The 14,580-nt window shown below is 64.2% G+C and carries 15 protein-coding genes and 1 tRNA gene; 1 reads left to right on the top strand and 15 read right to left on the bottom strand.

All coding sequences use genetic code 11. The annotated features are described in order from the left end of the window. Positions 1 to 68: 68 nt before the first annotated feature. The 8 genes from QM609_RS07110 to cspE form a co-directional block, all read right to left on the bottom strand. Positions 69 to 266 (bottom strand): hypothetical protein, encoded by a 198-nt coding sequence (locus QM609_RS07110; protein WP_003946112.1) that lies wholly within the window; start codon positions 264 to 266, stop codon positions 69 to 71. A gap of 152 nt (positions 267 to 418) precedes the next feature. Continuing rightward, entirely contained in the window at positions 419 to 841 is a 423-nt protein-coding gene (locus QM609_RS07105; RefSeq protein ID WP_050655307.1) for a DUF2752 domain-containing protein, read from the bottom strand. 30 nt (positions 842 to 871) lie between these two features. After that, positions 872 to 1,441: an RDD family protein gene (locus QM609_RS07100; RefSeq protein WP_047270004.1), complete on the bottom strand. Its 570-nt coding sequence runs from the start codon at positions 1,439 to 1,441 to the stop codon at positions 872 to 874. Positions 1,442 to 1,562: 121 nt separating this feature from the next. Next, positions 1,563 to 1,635, bottom strand: a tRNA-Thr gene (locus QM609_RS07095). Between the two features lie 30 nt (positions 1,636 to 1,665). After that, positions 1,666 to 2,895, bottom strand: a complete 1,230-nt coding sequence (locus QM609_RS07090) for a DNA polymerase III subunit delta' (RefSeq protein WP_019746652.1) — start codon at positions 2,893 to 2,895, stop codon at positions 1,666 to 1,668. Between the two features lie 33 nt (positions 2,896 to 2,928). Further along, positions 2,929 to 5,865, bottom strand: coding sequence for a type I DNA topoisomerase (gene topA / locus QM609_RS07085; RefSeq protein WP_003946104.1), 2,937 nt, complete (start codon positions 5,863 to 5,865; stop codon positions 2,929 to 2,931). A gap of 192 nt (positions 5,866 to 6,057) precedes the next feature. Then, positions 6,058 to 6,642 (bottom strand): hypothetical protein, encoded by a 585-nt coding sequence (locus QM609_RS07080; RefSeq protein ID WP_003946106.1) that lies wholly within the window; start codon positions 6,640 to 6,642, stop codon positions 6,058 to 6,060. Positions 6,643 to 6,827: 185 nt separating this feature from the next. Next, positions 6,828 to 7,031 (bottom strand): transcription antiterminator/RNA stability regulator CspE, encoded by a 204-nt coding sequence (cspE, locus tag QM609_RS07075; RefSeq protein ID WP_003946117.1) that lies wholly within the window; start codon positions 7,029 to 7,031, stop codon positions 6,828 to 6,830. 456 nt (positions 7,032 to 7,487) lie between these two features. On the opposite strand from cspE, the gene QM609_RS07070 reads away from it, so the two are divergent. Further along, positions 7,488 to 9,776, top strand: a complete 2,289-nt coding sequence (locus QM609_RS07070) for a DEAD/DEAH box helicase (RefSeq protein ID WP_050655288.1) — start codon at positions 7,488 to 7,490, stop codon at positions 9,774 to 9,776. On the opposite strand, the gene QM609_RS07065 is transcribed toward QM609_RS07070, so the two are convergent. The 7 genes from QM609_RS07065 to ssd all read right to left on the bottom strand — a co-directional run bounded on the left by QM609_RS07065 (position 9,769) and on the right by ssd (position 14,382). Beyond that, a complete protein-coding gene (locus tag QM609_RS07065) occupies positions 9,769 to 10,119 on the bottom strand; it encodes an Rv3654c family TadE-like protein (protein WP_050655289.1) in 351 nt (116 codons plus the stop codon). The two genes, QM609_RS07070 and QM609_RS07065, sit on opposite strands and share 8 nt — an antisense overlap. Further along, positions 10,116 to 10,475, bottom strand: coding sequence for a TadE family type IV pilus minor pilin (locus tag QM609_RS07060; protein WP_050655290.1), 360 nt, complete (start codon positions 10,473 to 10,475; stop codon positions 10,116 to 10,118). Before QM609_RS07060 ends, QM609_RS07065 begins: the two co-directional genes overlap by 4 nt. Then, on the bottom strand, positions 10,475 to 10,678 hold the full coding sequence (locus QM609_RS07055) for a DUF4244 domain-containing protein (protein WP_007732448.1): 204 nt from the start codon (positions 10,676 to 10,678) through the stop codon (positions 10,475 to 10,477). Before QM609_RS07055 ends, QM609_RS07060 begins: the two co-directional genes overlap by 1 nt. Positions 10,679 to 10,743: 65 nt before the next feature. After that, entirely contained in the window at positions 10,744 to 11,328 is a 585-nt protein-coding gene (locus QM609_RS07050; RefSeq protein WP_050655291.1) for a type II secretion system F family protein, read from the bottom strand. After that, positions 11,325 to 12,113, bottom strand: a complete 789-nt coding sequence (locus QM609_RS07045; protein WP_050655292.1) for a type II secretion system F family protein — start codon at positions 12,111 to 12,113, stop codon at positions 11,325 to 11,327. Before QM609_RS07045 ends, QM609_RS07050 begins: the two co-directional genes overlap by 4 nt. Beyond that, positions 12,110 to 13,291 carry a TadA family conjugal transfer-associated ATPase gene (locus tag QM609_RS07040; protein ID WP_042446712.1) on the bottom strand — a complete coding sequence of 394 codons (1,182 nt, stop codon included), beginning with the start codon at positions 13,289 to 13,291 and terminating at the stop codon, positions 12,110 to 12,112. The genes QM609_RS07045 and QM609_RS07040 overlap by 4 nt, the downstream gene beginning before the upstream one ends. Continuing rightward, positions 13,288 to 14,382 (bottom strand): septum site-determining protein Ssd, encoded by a 1,095-nt coding sequence (gene ssd / locus QM609_RS07035; protein WP_003946126.1) that lies wholly within the window; start codon positions 14,380 to 14,382, stop codon positions 13,288 to 13,290. Before ssd ends, QM609_RS07040 begins: the two co-directional genes overlap by 4 nt. Positions 14,383 to 14,580 lie beyond the last annotated feature (198 nt).

The raw sequence follows: 14,580 nt of genomic DNA, 5'->3' as shown, positions 1-14,580 counted from the left end.
TGGACAAAGTTACGCGAAGATCAACACAACACCAAATCGCCAGGTCAGAGCACTGCGGTCGGTTAACTTCACGGAACCCAGTACCTCTCGGCCAGTTCTTCGACGATCGGATCGCCTTCCTCGGCCTGCTCCAACGCTTCGAGATCGTCGTTGATCGACACCAACCGCGGATCGTCACCCTCAGCTTCCTGAATCGGGTGCCGACCGTCCTCGGCGAGTTGCCTCAGCAACTTTTCCTTGACGCGGGCTTTCAACGAATCAGCCATACCGCCAGCATGTGCCGCGCGGGCCCAGTTGTCGAGGCCTACTCGTCGTCCTTCTTGCCGAAGACACGTCGTGCCGTCGGAATCAGGATGATCAGCGCGCCGAGCAGAACGATGAGCGAAAAAACCTGCAGTGCCATGTCGACCTCTTACCGTCACGCCGGCGCGAGCCAGCTCCCCCACGGGGTGTTTCGAACAACCGTAAATGCAACGAGAACTCCGAGCACCACGATCGTCACAGTCGGCCGAAGCACGATCATGCGATCCCGCGTGCCTTTCCAACGGCGCACTGTCCAACCGATCCACGCGATCACCAACACCGCGATAAACGGCACGATCAAGGCATTGCTGGACACTGCGGCGCCAATATCCAGATTAGTCAGGTCATTGACCGCACGAAGGCCACCACACGCCGGGCACCACAATCCCGTCAACGCGTACATCGGACAAACGCCGTAACTACCCGCGCTGTGGGGATCACGGACGTGGAGTACCGCGGCGGCCGTCACGGCCACTGCAGCAACACCGACGGGTGCGGCCAGCGAGCGTCGTCGACTTGTGACCGCTTCCAACTCCATGGCACCCACTGTAAGAGACCTCGGCAGCGACTAGCGCGCGCGAACGACTACCGACCGGACCACCATGTCGTGCCAGCACTGGTGCTTCGAGTCCCAGAGCGGCCAGAGATAGTTGAGGAAGCAGGCGCCACCCAGGATCGCCATCATGATCCAACGAAGCAGCGCCATCACCGGGCCGAGAGGCACACCGTCGGACTCCCGAATCACCGAAATTCCCAGCCACTTCTTGCCGAGCGTCTGTCCGGTGTTCCCTTGTCTGAAGACGAGGTTCCATACCTCGATCAAGAAGATCGCCAGTATGCCGACGACCATGACGATCACGCCGACCGGATTGCCGCCTTCAGCGCTCACGCTGCCGTCGTCGTATGTGGTCACTTCGGATCCGGAGAACGCGATCACCGCCCCGATGATCGCGAGGATGACGCCGGGGAGCGGAACGACAAAGCCGTCGAGGATTGACGCAAACACCCGAGAGATCCAGCTTGCGTACGGATAGGCGGGCGTCGGCGGCTGATAACCCTGCGGCGGCATCGGCGGCATCTGCCCGTACGGCGGCTGATTCTGCGATGGTTGGCCTGGTCCCCAGTTCTGATCCGACATCGAGGTCTCCCCTGTTCAGGCACGTGTTCGCCGAACTCAGGATAAACCGCACATACGCAAGAATTGGGAACTAACGACAAGAGCCCCACATCCGGATTTCCGGGTGTGGGGCTCTTGGCTGAGCTGCCTGAGAGAATCGAACTCTCGACCTTTTCATTACGAGTGAAATGCTCTACCGACTGAGCTAAGGCAGCGTGCCTTTCGGCGGTGGCGAGTCTATCTGGTCAACCCCCGGATCGCGAAAACGGGGGTCGGAAAGCGGCTCCGATGGAGGCAACCATCGCATCGAGCGCCCACTGCAACTTGACGTTGAAGTCGACGGCCTCGCGGCATTCGAGCACCGCTTCGATGCACTTGAGCAACCCCTCCGGGGACGTTCGTGCAGCCAACTCGGCGGCCTGCCGAGCCATGTCGGGATGGGTCGCCGTCGACGTCGACCCCAGCGAATAGGAAAGCGCGTCCCTGTACATGCCGGCCAGGTCGATCAGCGTCCGGTCGAGAAGATCGCGGCGGGCCCGGGTGTCGCGCGATTTCTGACGCGCTTCGAGGTCCTTGATCAGACCAGCCGATCCGCGCAGAGTCCCGGCTGTTCCCTTGCCGGTTCCACCACCACCCAAGGAAACCTTGAGCTCCTCGAGCTCCTGTTCCTTGAGTTCGGCGTAGAACGCCTTGGTGTCAGCCTCGATCGACTTCACCAAGTTCTCTGCGGCCTTGTACGCCGTCGAAGCCCCGATCGCGTCTGCGGCAAGTCGAAGCGAACGCTGACGCTCGTCGCGCGCGCTCTCGTCGGTGGCGAGACGCCGAGCCCGGCCGACATGTCCGCCGCTGATCGATGCGGCGATTCTCGCCCGTTCCGGATCCAGCCCGTCGCGGTCGATCAGTACCTGGGCGATCGATTCGACGGACGGCGTCACCAACGGCATGTGCCTACACCGCGATCGGAGGGTGACAGACATGTCTTCCGGATCGGTCGTCGGCGCGCAGAGCAGGATGACCGTGCGGTCCGGCGGCTCCTCGACAACCTTCAGGAGGGCGTTGGCTGCGCCTTCGGTCAAACGATCGGCATCCTCGACCACGATCACCTGCCACCGCCCCGTCGTCGGTCGACGCGAAGCGATGTTGACTATCTCGCGCATGCCTTTGACGCTGATGCTCAGGCCGTCGGGGATGATCCGTCGTACGTCACCATGGGTTCCACCCATCGTCGTCGTACACGCATGACACTCACCGCACCCTGGTGCACCGTCGGAGGTGCATTGCAGGGCAGCGGCGAAGCAGAGAGCAGCCACCGAACGACCAGAGCCGGGTGGCCCGGTGAAGAGCCACGCGTGGGTCATCTCCGAGCCGCTGGAATCGCCACGAGCCGACAGTGCAGCATCACGCAGGCTCTGCTCGACGTCGTGCTGACCCACCAGCCGACCGAACACACCTCGTTCGGCCACTTCAGTACTCATGCAAAAACCCTAACCGTCGGCACCGACGAAGCCTTACGAGTCCTTCTTCGCCGGAGCCTTCTTGGCGGCGGCCTTCTTTGCCGGGGCCTTCTTTGCGGCTGTTTTCTTGGCAGCGGCCTTCTTGGCCGGAGCCTTCTTGGCTGCTGCCTTCTTCTTGACCGGGCCGCGCGCACGACGATCAGCCAGCAACTCCGACGCCCGAGCATCGGAAATGGATTCGACGTCGTCGTCCTTGCGAAGGCTGGCGTTGGTCTCGCCGTCGGTGACGTACGGACCGAATCGGCCGTCCTTGATCACCATCGGCTTCTCGCTGACCGGATCGACGCCCAACTCACGCAGCGGAGGCGTTGCCGACGCCTGACGCCCACGACGCTTCGGCTCGGCGTAGATCTTGAGGGCCTCGTCGAGCGTGACGGTGAACATCTGCTCTTCGTTGGCGAGCGAGCGTGAGTCCGTGCCCTTCTTCAGGTACGGACCGTAACGGCCGTTCTGCGCGGTGATCTCTTCCTTCGATTCGGGGTCGACACCCACGACGCGCGGAAGCGACAGCAGACGCAGCGCATCTTCCAAGGTGATCGTCGCCAAGTCCATGGACTTGAGCAGCGATCCGGTCCGCGGCTTGGGGCCTGCGACCTTCTTGGCAGCCTTCTTCGCAGGCGCCTTCTTGGCCGCGGCCTTCTTCACCGCAGTCTTGGTGCTGCCCGAGCTGATTTCTTCCGGCTCGGGAGCGGTGACGGGAACGATGTCCGGTTCCGGCTCGGCCGGCGGTTCGGGCAGGATCTCGGTCACGTAGGGACCGAAGCGGCCTTCCTTCGCGACGATCTCGTGGCCCGTCAGCGGGTCGACGCCCAGCTTGCGGCCCTCTTGAGGCGTCGAGAACAACTTCTCGGCGTACTCGGGAGTGAGCTCGTCCGGTGGCAGGTCATCGGGAAGATTTGCCCGCTGCGAGATCAAATCGCCTTCGGGATCGTCCGGGTTCTGAACCATGCGCTCGAGATACGGGCCGAACCGGCCGACGCGCACGTGAACTTCGCGACCCTCGGCGTCGTCGAACAGTCGGATGGAGTTGACCTCGCGAGCGTCGATCTCCTCGAGATTGACACCGACCATCTTCTTCAGCCCGCCCTCGCGGGCGACCGAACCTTCAGCGCCTGTCTCGCCGCCGAAGTAGAAGCTGCTCAGCCAGTTGCCACGCTGCTCACGGCCACCGGCGATCGCGTCGAGATCGTCTTCCATTCCTGCCGTGAAATCGAAGTCGACCAGCCGGCCGAAGTGCACCTCGAGCAGCCCGATGACGGCAAACGCCACCCAGGACGGAACCAGCGCGCTGCCACGTTTGTAGACGTATCCGCGATCGAGGATGGTCTTGATGATCGACGAGTAGGTCGAAGGACGGCCGATGCCGAGTTCTTCGAGCGTCTTGATCAGGCTGGCTTCTGTGTAGCGAGCGGGCGGGTTGGTGCTGTGCCCGTCCGGATCGAGCTTGGTGGCCGTGACTTCCTGACCCTTGACCAGCACCGGAAGCCTGGATTCGGCGTCGTCGGACTGACCGCCGGCCTCTTCGTCGACGCTCTCGACGTAAGCCTTGAGGAAGCCGGCGAACACGATGGTGCGACCCGAAGCGGAGAACGTGCAGTCCTCGCCGGTGCCTGCCGTGCCGGAGATGCGAAGCGTCAACGTCGTACCGCGGGCGTCGGCCATCTGCGAAGCGACGGTCCGCTGCCAGATCAGTTCGTACAGCTTGAACTCGTCGGAATCGAGCTTGGAGTGCAGCTGACCCGGGGTCTGGAACACGTCGCCGGCGGGGCGGATCGCCTCGTGGGCTTCCTGCGCGTTCTTGACCTTGCGGGTGTACTGACGCGGCGTCGGATGCACGTATTCCGGACCGTACAACTCGGTGGCCTGCGCACGAGCGGCAGCGATCGCCGACTCCGAGAGAGTCGTCGAGTCGGTACGCATGTAGGTGATGTAGCCGTTTTCGTACAGACGCTGTGCGATGCGCATTGCACGCTCGGACGTGAAACGAAGTTTGCGTCCGGCTTCCTGCTGGAGCGTCGACGTCATGAACGGCGGGTAAGGCTTGCGGGTGTACGGCTTGTCCTCGGCGGAGGAAACCGTGAGGTCGACGCCCTGCAATGCTTCCGCGAGACGACGCGCGTACGCCTCGTCGAGCACAGTGACCGCGCTGCCCTTGAGCTTTCCGTCAGCTCCGAAATCACGGCCGGAGGCGACACGCGAACCGTCGACGGAGACCAGGCGAGCACCGAAACTACGCGGGCTGGCCTCTGCACCGGCGTCGAGCGTCGCGGAAATGTCCCAGTACGACGCCGACTTGAACGCCATGCGCTCGCGTTCACGCTGGACGATGACGCGAGTGGCCACCGATTGGACGCGGCCGGCCGAGAGCTTCGGCATGACCTTCTTCCAGAGAACCGGGCTGACCTCGTAGCCGTAGAGACGGTCGAGGATGCGGCGGGTTTCCTGAGCATCGACGAGGTCGGTGTCGAGTTCGCGGGTGTCTTCGGCGGCAGCACGGATTGCCGGCTCGGTGATCTCGTGGAAGACCATTCGACGAACCGGAATCTTGGGCTTGAGAGTCTCGAGGAGATGCCAGGCGATTGCCTCGCCCTCGCGGTCGGGGTCAGTTGCGAGGAAGAGCTCGTCGGCGTCCTTCAACAGAGACTTGAGTTCGGCGACCTTGCCCTTCTTTTCCGGGCTCACGACATAGAGCGGCTCGAAGTCGTGATCGACGTTGACGCCGAGACGGGCCCACGACTCGCCCTTGTACTTGGCCGGAACGTCCGCTGCGCCGCGCGGGAGGTCGCGAATGTGACCGACCGATGCCTCGACGACGTAGTCCTTACCGAGGTAGGGAGCGATTTTGCGCGCCTTGGTCGGTGACTCGACGATCACGAGGCGACGAGGGTTACCGGACGCTCCCTGACCGCTGCCGTTGTCCGCTTTAGCCACCTGCTGCCCGAGCCTTCCTTTGGACGTTCACTGCCGTCGGCAGATCTTCAGAACTAGACGTGTGGAGCAAGTTATACCCCGTGTCTCTCTTTACAGAGTGACATACCCGCAAGACATTCGTGCAGATCAGTACAGTATGGGCTCCGTCGGACACGCGGCATCAGCACCGGCGGACACGCGGCATCAGCACTGTCAGACGTGTGGCCAGGCGACAGAGGTGTCGACGTGTTTCGGCGCCTCACCGAGGTATTCGACGAGCTTTGTCAGTCTCTTCTTTCCCGACACACGGAGCCCCGGGCCCGGTGTCCGGTTACCCAGTTGAGTCGGCGCGATACCAACCCGCATCAAGGCCTGAGCCAGCGGTGCGTGCGTCTCCTTGGCATGAGGGTCGAGGCCGAACACGAATCGCTCGCCGCCTTCTTCGAGCCTGCCGGCCGCGACGGCCCACACCCGGAGTTGGCGGGAGTTCGGTACCCAACCGACCGGCACCGCCTTCACAGCTCCCTTGGTCCACTGCACGGACAGCGGAAGGAGTGCGGGCGTCGACTGAGTGCGGACCAATGGGCTGCCTTCTTCACTACGCGTCACCTCGGCCCCGAGTCCGCACTGCGCGATCAACTCGGCAACGGCCTGCGCTCTCCAGTCCCGATCCACGACGATCGAGATCCGGGCACGGTCCTCCGAGGTCACGACCTGACCCGGTCCGGCCAGCATTCCGGCGAGGTCCGTCACGGCAGGTGGAATCGACTCGGCAGAGAAAAAGGACAGTTGGCTCACAGAGTGAAACGTAAGCCACGAAGGTATCGACGGCATAGACGACCGGCCGTGGCCGAACAGCTGCGTGCATTCACCTCGGACAGGGAAAGTACTAACTCAGCCCGAAAAGATTTGTCCCCCACCGCACGGATGCGATGGGGGACAAATACTGTCCGAACTAATCGCTCAGCAAGTGAGCGGAAAAATCAGACCGCGCGAACGCCGGTAGCCTGGGGACCCTTGGTGCCCTGGCCGACCTCGAACTCCACACGCTGGTTCTCCTCGAGGGTACGGAAGCCGTTGCCCTGAATTTCGGAGTAGTGAACGAAGACGTCTGCGGAACCGTCTTCGGGAGCGATGAAGCCGAAGCCCTTTTCAGCGTTGAACCACTTCACAGTGCCCTGTGCCATGCTTTTCCTTCTCTTTCTAACACCGGATTCGGTGAACAGCCCTTACAGTCCACCGGGCCGGTTCCGACCGCTGTACGTCTTTATTTCCCCCTCAGGAAAGGCAGAGCACCGCGCCCGCAACAACGATCCTGCGAGCGTGCACTTTCTCAAGCCTACGAACACAGAAGCTGCGACCGATTGTCAGTCAACCATGTTCTCCGCGTGCACAACAGTCGAAAAGGGAACTAAAAACGTTAAAAGTTCGCTACGAGAAAAACAGCCCACGATCGTGGTTTCCCGCTCGCGCGCCGAGCACCCGGTTCCACCAAGACCGCCGACCGTTGCGTATCATCAAAACTGCAGGTAGCGACAGTTTCCGATTGCCGCCACACCCCAACGCCGAGCCCGGAGAGTCACGTGAACGCACCTTCCCCGATCCCCGCCCCGGGAGGGAAGCCTGGCGAGACCTACGGGCAGATGCTGCTCGATCGGGTCGTCGCAGGGGTCAGCGGAAGCGAAAAACCACTGATGTTCACCGCGCAGTTACCTGCTCGCGTAGCCGAGTTCACCGAATGGCCGGAGTGGGTGCACCCCAGCGTCGTACGTGCGCTCGCCGAGCACAGCGTGCGGTCCCCGTGGATCCACCAGAGTGAGGCCGCCGACCTCGCTTACGCCGGAAAACACGTGGTCGTGGCCACCGGTACGGCGTCGGGTAAGTCACTGGCGTACCAACTCCCGGTGCTGACGGCCATGGCGACCGATCCGCTCGCAACAGCCCTGTACCTCTCCCCCACCAAAGCGCTGGGCTCCGATCAACTGCGAGCAGTGCTGTCCCTCACCGACTTCGACGTCGAACTTCGCAGCACGAACGCCAGTGCGTACGACGGCGACACCTCTCAGGAACTCCGCACTTGGGCACGTGAGAACTCACGCTGGCTCTTCACCAACCCCGACATGATCCACATTTCTCTGCTCAGAACCCATCAGCGATGGGCACACTTCTTCCGCAACCTGAAATACGTGATCATCGACGAATGCCACTCCTACAGGGGAGTCTTCGGATCCAACGTCGCGCTCGTGATCCGGCGATTACGCAGAATTGCAGCCCGTTACGGCGCCGAACCCACCTTCATTCTGGCCAGCGCGACCACAGCAGATCCCGGCGCGGCGGCCTCGCGGCTCATAGGCGCACACTGCACCGAGGTCACGGAAGACGGATCGCCGCACGGCCCACGCACCGTCGCGCTGTGGGAACCACCGCTACTGGAGGCATTGACCGGCGAAAACGGTAGCCCGGTACGACGTCCCGCGGGCGCGGAAGCCGCGCGGATCATGGCCGACCTCATGATCGAAGGCGCCCGCACTCTCACCTTCGTCCGCTCCCGCCGCGGCGCCGAACTGACCGCGATGGCCACCAAACGTCTACTCGCCGAGGTGGACCCGGACCTCGCCGAGCGAGTCGCGTCGTATCGCGCCGGATATCTGGCCGAGGACCGACGCGAACTGGAAGCTGCACTCGCCGACGGCACACTGCTGGGCGCAGCCACCACCAACGCACTGGAGCTCGGCGTCGACATCGCAGGCCTCGACGCCGTTGTCGTGGCAGGCTTCCCGGGCACCGTCGCCTCGTTCTGGCAGCAAGCGGGTCGCTCCGGGCGACGCGGTGAGGGTTCACTCGTCGTGTTGATCGCCCGCGACGATCCACTCGACACCTACCTCGTTCACCATCCGTCAGCGGTACTCGACAAACCCGTCGAGGCGACGGTGACAGATCCCGGAAATCCGTACGTCCTGGGACCACAACTTCTCTGCGCTGCAATGGAACTCCCACTTTCCGATGCCGAGGTGGACGCGTTCGGGGCTCTCGAGGTTCTGACGAGACTGTCCGAGGAAGGCAGGATCCGGCGCCGAAAGCACGGATGGTTCGTCACCGCCGATTCGAACCCCCACGGCTCTTTGGACATTCGCGGCGGCATCGGAACTCAGGTGGCCATTGTCGACGGTGAATCCGGCCGGATGCTGGGCACTGTCGACGCGGGCCGCGCTCCGGCCACAGTTCATCCCGGCGCCGTGCACATCCATCAAGGCGAGACCTACGTCGTCGACGAACTGGACCTCGACGTCGGACTCGCACTGGTGCACACCGAGAATCCGGACTGGACCACCTCGGCTCGCGAGACCACCGAAATCACGATCACCGAACAACTCGAGCACAAGAACTACGGCGACATCGCCGTCGCTCTCGTCCAGGTCGAGGTGACACATCAAGTCGTCGGGTACCTACGACGGTTGACTTCGGGTGAAGTCCTCGACTCGATCGAACTCGACATGCCCGCACACACTTTGCCCACCAGGGCAGTGATGTACACGGTCACGCCGGAACTCCTCGAATCCATCGGGGTCCCGCCCGAACGGTTCCCCGGATCACTGCATGCCGCCGAACATGCCGCAATCGGCCTGCTGCCACTGGTGGCGATCTGCGACCGCGGAGACATCGGCGGAGTGTCCACCGCGATGCACGCGGACACCGGACTCCCGACCGTCTTCGTCTACGACGGTCATGCCGGCGGCGCCGGGTTCGCCGACCGAGGGCACAGCGAACTGTCCCGATGGCTCACCGCGACGCGCGACGCCATACTGTCCTGCGAATGCGCTCACGGTTGCCCGTCCTGCGTCTATTCACCCAAGTGCGGCAACGGAAACGACCCACTCGACAAAGACGGCGCGGTCAAGGTTCTGACCGCCGTCATCGACACCATCAGCTGACCGGACCCGCACGCGCGTAAGCCTGCGCATCCCCGATCCCGAAGCCCGACAACAACACCGGTGCGCGTATCTCGACCAATACATCCCACCCCTGCACCTCGCACTCCGCGAGCACCGTACGCATCCGCTCCGCGATCACCGCGGACATCTCACACGCCGACTCGTCACCGCCGTCCAAGGCGCCCGCACCGCCGAGAGCCGAAAGATCAGCGGCCGACTGAGCCGTGTGCCGAGCCACCACTGCGGAACCGACATGCAGCATCCCACCGGTCAACATCACGATCGCCGCCAGAACGCAGCACGCCAGAACCGTGGCAACACCTTCGTCGTCACGTAGGTTCACTCCTCCTCCACTCCCGACTCCACAGCTGCCACCGCCTCGGAAGAAATGTCGACCAACGGCAGCAACGCACTCTCGGCGCTGACAACGGCCACCGCAAAGCCGTCGACGATCTCCACCGAGATCGACGCATCTTCGGGTGCGATCCGGCGGGCCGTGGTGACCGCAGACTCACGATCACCACGTGCCACCAACCGCGCGGCCTCACGAGCGGCGTCGACACACCGAACCTGCATCGACACCGCCAGGACTCCACCGACACACAGCACGACCACCGTGACGATCGAAGCCAGAGCAATCGCGGCCTCCACCGTCACGGCGCCGTCGTCGGCTTGCCGAATACCTCTCGTGGACAACATCACACAGCTGTCTTGAGCGCCTTGTCGATGATGCCTGTCAGCGCCGAGACAATGGAGTCGCCAGTGACAACCGTGTACAGGACGGCACCGAATGCGGCAGCCGCAATCGTGCCGATCGCATACTCCGCGGTGGACATGCCGTCGTCCTCGGCAACCAACAGCGCAAATCTGGCCGACACCGTCCTCAACGTCTTCGAAATCATTTCTCCCCCTTCAATCGAAACCTGTGGCAGCACTTCTGCCGCAGGAGCTTTCACTCGGATCCGGCTCACAGCAGGCCGTTACCGAGCACAGTCGTGGCAAGCCCGATCACCACCGGGACGATGCCCAAGGCGATGAACGCCGGCAGGAAACACAGCCCGAGTGGACCGCTGATCAGCACTCCCGCGCGTTCGGCTGCAGCAGCAGCAAGATCCTCGGCGTCACCTCGACTGCGCTCGGCGAGTTCGGCCATGGATGAGGACAGCGACGAACCCGAACGGGCGGAACGCCGAGCCATTCTGGCGAGCGCCTCGGTATCGGGATCGAGAGCGGCTTCGCCCCACGCGGCGTCGGGATCGGCACCGAGCGCCAGAAGGTCGGCGACGCGACGAAGCGAGTCGGCCATCGGTTTCGGTGCCGTCGACGCCATCGCTGTGATCGCGGCGGAGACGGGAAGCCCCGCTCGTAGGCAGGCCCCGAGAAGGTCGAGACTTGCGGCAACTGCGAGTGGATCCGGCTTGTCCGGGACTGGAACCGAATCTTCTGTTGTTGTGTCCGCGAAGAGAATTTCTGCCGCCCTGGCCGAAGCACCGCGACGAGCGGGAATGATCGCGAACGCCAACGCCATCATCGCCACGGATGCCCAACTCACGACGTGACCTTCGCAGTTATCCGGTCGGTCCAGAGCAGACCAGCTGAGACACAAGCGGTTCCGATCACCAGGAGCACGCCGCCGAGCCCACCTCCGAACAGCACGCGCAGCGGCGACGCACCCATCAATTGCCCGAGACCGATCCCCAACAGCGGGAGAAAGGCCAACACCGCCGCGGTCGCCCGAGCGCCCGCCAACCCGGCCTCGGTACGCTGACGAAAGCGTCTACGTCCCAACATGTCCGTCCGGACGGCGCCGAGTAGTTCCGCCAGCGCCAGCCCGTGTTGGTCTGCGACCCGCCAGACGGATCCGATGCGGGAGAACTCACGCTCGATGCACGAATCCGGTACCGCGAAGGCCGCTGCGGCAGAACCACCGAGACGCGCCCTGGCCCCAGCGGACCGGAATACGGCACTCACTTCTCCGGTACATTCCTCGCCTGCAACAGAACTGGCCGCTGCAGGATGCGCGCCGACGCTCAGCTCGGCGATCAGCACCTCCAGACCGGAGAGCAGCATCTTCTGTGAGAGGTCCCGGGTTTCGGCTGCATTCGCGCGTCGGCCACGGAGGATCAGGGTCCCGGCGAGGACGACAGCCGCGCACCCTGCCGGAAGACCTCCGAGGATCCACGCGGCCGAAATCGCGAGAAATGCGGCGACGAACTGCCACGGAATCTGCTGGGAGGGCTTGCGGACACTCGGGGTGTAGGTAGCGAGCCGAGCACGTGAATCCCGCACCGGCGCAATCGAGACCGCCAACGCGAAGGCCAAGAGGGAAACCGTCACGTCCCGACCTCCCGATTGCGAAGCCGGAACATCCGCTCGAGCCGCTCACGACCCGAACCGCCGTCCGGCCACGCCTGCATGATTCGTACATACCCGTCCGCACCGCGGTCGATGACACCGATCTGTTCGAGACGCCTCGATCCGTCAGCCAATCTGTGCACGTGCAGGATCACTTGAACTGCCGCGGCAAGTTGACTGTGCAACGCGTGGCGATCCATCCCGCCGAGCGCCGCCAACGCCTCGAGTCTGGCCGGCACCTCTTCTGGCGAATTGGCGTGAACGGTGCCGGCGCCGCCGTCGTGGCCGGTGTTCATCGCCGTGAGCAGATCCGTCACCTCTGCGCCGCGGACCTCACCGACGACGATGCGATCGGGACGCATTCGTAGTGCCTGCCGAACCAGATCGCGCACCGTCACCTCTCCGACTCCCTCGACGTTGGGAGCTCTGGCGACGAGGCGGACGACGTGCGGATGCGGCGGCGCCAGTTCGGCCGCGTCCTCGACGCAGACGATTCGCTCGCGCGGGTCGACGGCACCGAGCATCGCGGACAACAACGTGGTCTTTCCCGCGCCAGTTCCGCCGATCACCAGAAAAGCCAAGCGACAAGAAATGATGCGATTGAGGAGTTCGCGCGCGTCCGGTTCCACGGCGCCGTGGGCGGACAGCGCGTCGAGACCCTGGGTCGCGGGCCGCAACACTCGCAGTGACACGCAGGTTCCACCCTGGGCCACGGGTGCGAGTACGGCATGAAGTCGTACCCCGAAGTGCCCGTCGCCGACGCCCCGCAGGCGGCCGTCGACCCACGGTTGGGCGTCGTCGAGGCGTCGACCTGCCGACAGTGCCAACCGCTGCGCCAGTCGACGCACGGCTGCCTCGTCGGTGAACCGGACCCCCGACCTTTCGAGGCCGACCCCGCGGTCCACCCAGACCTGATCCGGCGCGGTCACCAGTACATCGGCGACCCCGGGTTCGTGCAGTAGAGGTTCGAGCGGCCCCGCGCCTGTCAGTTCCGTCTGGAGCACCCTGACGACCTCCAACAGATCCGTGTCCGCCAGAACGCCCGAGGACTCAGCTCGCACGGCATCGGCAACGGTGGCCGCCGTCGGCTCGCCGACCGACGACGCCGTCAATCGCTCGCGAACTCGGTCGAGCAGTTCGGCCGTGACCAACGCACTCATGCGGCAGCCCTGCGCGGGCGTGCGCCGGATTCGACGGCGTCGAGTACCGCTGTTGCCGCCACACTCAACGGACAACCGCGGGTCAATTCGAGGCCACCACGCTCGAGCATCGGCGCCAGCGATCGGTGGCCGCGCATCACGGCCGTCAGGGGCAGGCCGAGCATGTCTGCCACATCGGCGCCGCGTAGGCCTCCCGGTGCCGGCCCACGCACGACGAGACCGACGTTGGAGTTGTGTCGCACCACCCAGGCTCCGACCTTCTCGGCCGCGACGCATGCGGCCACGGTGGCCGGAACCACCACGAGCACCGAATCCGACATCTCCAACACGGCCTGACCTACCTCGCTGGGATGACGTGGCACGTCGCAGACCACGAGTCCGCCGGAACTGCGACCTGCGTCCAGCACGGCGCGAACGGCGGTCACTGTCGGACCGTCGATCTCCCGGCGACTGCTCGCCAGAACCCTCAGAAACTTTCCCTTCGCCGGCAGTGCATCGCGCAGCGCATCCGGGGACAACCGCCCGCCCTCGACGGTCAGTGCACCCCAACGTAATCCGGGAGCAGTCTCGATACCCAACAGCACGTCGGCGCCGGAACCGAGTGCGTCGACGTCCACCAACAGCGTCGGGACGTGACGTGCCGCCGACGTCAACGCGACAGCCGCAGCAGTTGCCGAGGCTCCGCCGCCGCCACAACCACCCACCACGCTCACGACGGTGCCGTCACCACTGACGTCTACGTGATCGGCCAGAACTGCGACCAGCGCGTTCTCTTCCTCGGGCAAGGACAGAACGCTGTCGGCTCCGATCGCGGTGGCGCTCTTCCAATCGTCGACGGTCGGTGTGCCGTCGCATACGAGGAACACTCGCGTTCGCTTGGGGGAACGAGCCAGAGCATCTCGCGCCGCCGACGCGTCCAGTACCACCGCCGAGGCCCGGTTCCACTGTTGCCGGGACACGGGATGTTCGGCCTCGTCCAGCCGGCGGTCCACCGCGGCAGCGACGCGTCGCACGCTCGCGAGGATTTTCGCGTCGTCGACGAGAACCAGAATGGGAGCCCCGGTTTCCTGAGAGCTGATCGTCGTGTTCATGACTGCAGAGCCTGAACGAGCACCGGCACCGAAAACAGTGGGCCGAACAACCCTGTGGACAACTGGGAGGTTGGGGAGAAACAGGCCTGAGACAGAGGACGACCCCCGCCAATGGGGGGAGGAGGCGGGGGCCGTCTGAGTTCAGCCCCGGGGGGTCGGGCTGAACTAGTTCGAACGAATCGAACAGCAACGATCTTA

Source organism: Rhodococcus sp. IEGM 1302 (assembly GCF_030056935.1).
In the GTDB taxonomy this organism is placed as follows: Bacteria; Actinomycetota; Actinomycetes; order Mycobacteriales; family Mycobacteriaceae; genus Rhodococcus_F; species Rhodococcus_F qingshengii.
This window is presented reverse-complemented; position numbering and strand designations above follow the sequence as displayed.

What these genes read in the sequence shown, in the direction of transcription:
- QM609_RS07110 (WP_003946112.1), bottom strand. Translation starts at nt 266, where the DNA reads ATGGCTGATTCGTTGAAAGCCCGCGTCAAGGAAAAGTTGCTGAGGCAA.
- QM609_RS07105 (WP_050655307.1), bottom strand. Translation starts at nt 841, where the DNA reads ATGGAGTTGGAAGCGGTCACAAGTCGACGACGCTCGCTGGCCGCACCC.
- QM609_RS07100 (WP_047270004.1), bottom strand. Translation starts at nt 1,441, where the DNA reads ATGTCGGATCAGAACTGGGGACCAGGCCAACCATCGCAGAATCAGCCG.
- QM609_RS07090 (WP_019746652.1), bottom strand. Translation starts at nt 2,895, where the DNA reads ATGAGTACTGAAGTGGCCGAACGAGGTGTGTTCGGTCGGCTGGTGGGT.
- cspE (WP_003946117.1), bottom strand. Translation starts at nt 7,031, where the DNA reads ATGGCACAGGGCACTGTGAAGTGGTTCAACGCTGAAAAGGGCTTCGGC.
- QM609_RS07070 (WP_050655288.1), top strand. Translation starts at nt 7,488, where the DNA reads ATGCTGCTCGATCGGGTCGTCGCAGGGGTCAGCGGAAGCGAAAAACCA.
- QM609_RS07060 (WP_050655290.1), bottom strand. Translation starts at nt 10,475, where the DNA reads ATGTTGTCCACGAGAGGTATTCGGCAAGCCGACGACGGCGCCGTGACG.
- QM609_RS07055 (WP_007732448.1), bottom strand. Translation starts at nt 10,678, where the DNA reads ATGATTTCGAAGACGTTGAGGACGGTGTCGGCCAGATTTGCGCTGTTG.
- QM609_RS07040 (WP_042446712.1), bottom strand. Translation starts at nt 13,291, where the DNA reads ATGAGTGCGTTGGTCACGGCCGAACTGCTCGACCGAGTTCGCGAGCGA.
- ssd (WP_003946126.1), bottom strand. Translation starts at nt 14,382, where the DNA reads ATGAACACGACGATCAGCTCTCAGGAAACCGGGGCTCCCATTCTGGTT.